The following is a 1,214-nucleotide window of genomic DNA, read 5'->3' as shown; positions in this document are numbered from 1 at the left end:
GTAACCGAGGGCATGAGGTTACATTCTAAGCGCCACGCCGCCGCATGGACTTTCTCCGCGCAGCGGCTTCGTCCAACACGGCACTCAAGCCGACCCCGTGCGGCCGGCGTCGTGCTGGATCTTGAGCTTGGTGCCGCGCGCGGGTCGGCTTATCTTGGTCGTTATGTGCAACCAACTATATCAGTCACGATCATGAGGAGTTGACTTTATGAGTATAAAGTCAGGATCATGCCTTTGTGGTGAAGTCTATTTCGAAATAGAAGGCGATTTTGATAATTTCTATCTTTGTCATTGTAGCCGGTGTCGAAAAGATACAGGCTCGACTCATGGAGCCAATCTTTTTTCTTCTACTGCCAAGTTAAAATGGGTATCAGGAGAGGATAAAGTCACAAATTTTACTTTATCTTCAACTCAACACAACAAATCTTTTTGCTCAATATGTGGATCCGCACTTCCAAATATTCAAATGGGGGGTGAGCTTTTGGTGGTCCCTGCTGGAAGCCTTGATTGTGATATATCCATCCCTCCTACAGCTCATATTTTTACTGGCAGCAAAGCAAATTGGGATAAAGATATTCATAAATTCCCTATGATAGAGACTTTGCCGTCATAAGCATAAAACCACATAACATAGCTAATTCAGTCGACGCATAAAGACGCGCAGCTGATTCGCGGCGTTAGTCAATAAAAGCCAATAAATGAAAGGAATGCGCTCTCACCGAACAGACATATGGGCCTCGATCATCCTCTGCTCCAACCGCGCGGTCGGTGGGAGCGGCGCCCCGCCGCGACGGTCGCGCGATCGCGGCGAGGCGCCGCGCCCACGTCACTTTGCCTCAAGGATGCGCGGCGCCCGGTCAACCGACTGGGCGGCCCGATGATCAACGCCCAATTGGCTCAGCGCCGAACCAATACCGCGCACTGAGTTAAGTGAAAAACGCCAAGGCCATGCCAGCCCGGTTATTGGCCGGCTGGCCAGTCGTTAGGGCTCATAAAGAGTCGTAGTGGCCGCCTATGGCAAAGATATAGATGCGAGTGTCGTCAAATTTATACACAAGCCGGTCATTCTGGCTAAGAGGATATCCGGAACAGAAAATGCTTAATAATTAAAATGCCAAATAAGATAGTATCTTAGGTACGACAATCACGCGTATCGAGGATGCCATGGCCTTTCAAGAGATGTCCGATGATTTTTGGCGCCAGGCAGAACCGTT

At 49.7% G+C, this 1,214-nt stretch carries 1 protein-coding gene and 1 pseudogene; one reads left to right on the top strand and one right to left on the bottom strand.

What is annotated here, in order from left to right:
- Window positions 1-208: 208 nt before the first annotated feature.
- Window positions 209-613, top strand: coding sequence for a GFA family protein (locus G3480_RS26765; protein WP_164657227.1), 405 nt, complete (start codon window positions 209-211; stop codon window positions 611-613).
- Between the two features lie 376 nt (window positions 614-989).
- Here G3480_RS26765 and G3480_RS29355 read toward each other — a convergent pair.
- A pseudogene (locus G3480_RS29355) lies at window positions 990-1,076 on the bottom strand (Txe/YoeB family addiction module toxin); the annotation flags it as partial.
- Window positions 1,077-1,214 lie beyond the last annotated feature (138 nt).

It is taken from the genome of Thiorhodococcus mannitoliphagus, assembly GCF_010915725.1.
In the GTDB taxonomy this organism is placed as follows: Bacteria; Pseudomonadota; Gammaproteobacteria; order Chromatiales; family Chromatiaceae; genus Thiorhodococcus; species Thiorhodococcus mannitoliphagus.
The sequence above is the reverse complement of the archived record's forward strand: the minus strand, read 5'-3'. Positions and strand labels throughout refer to the sequence as shown.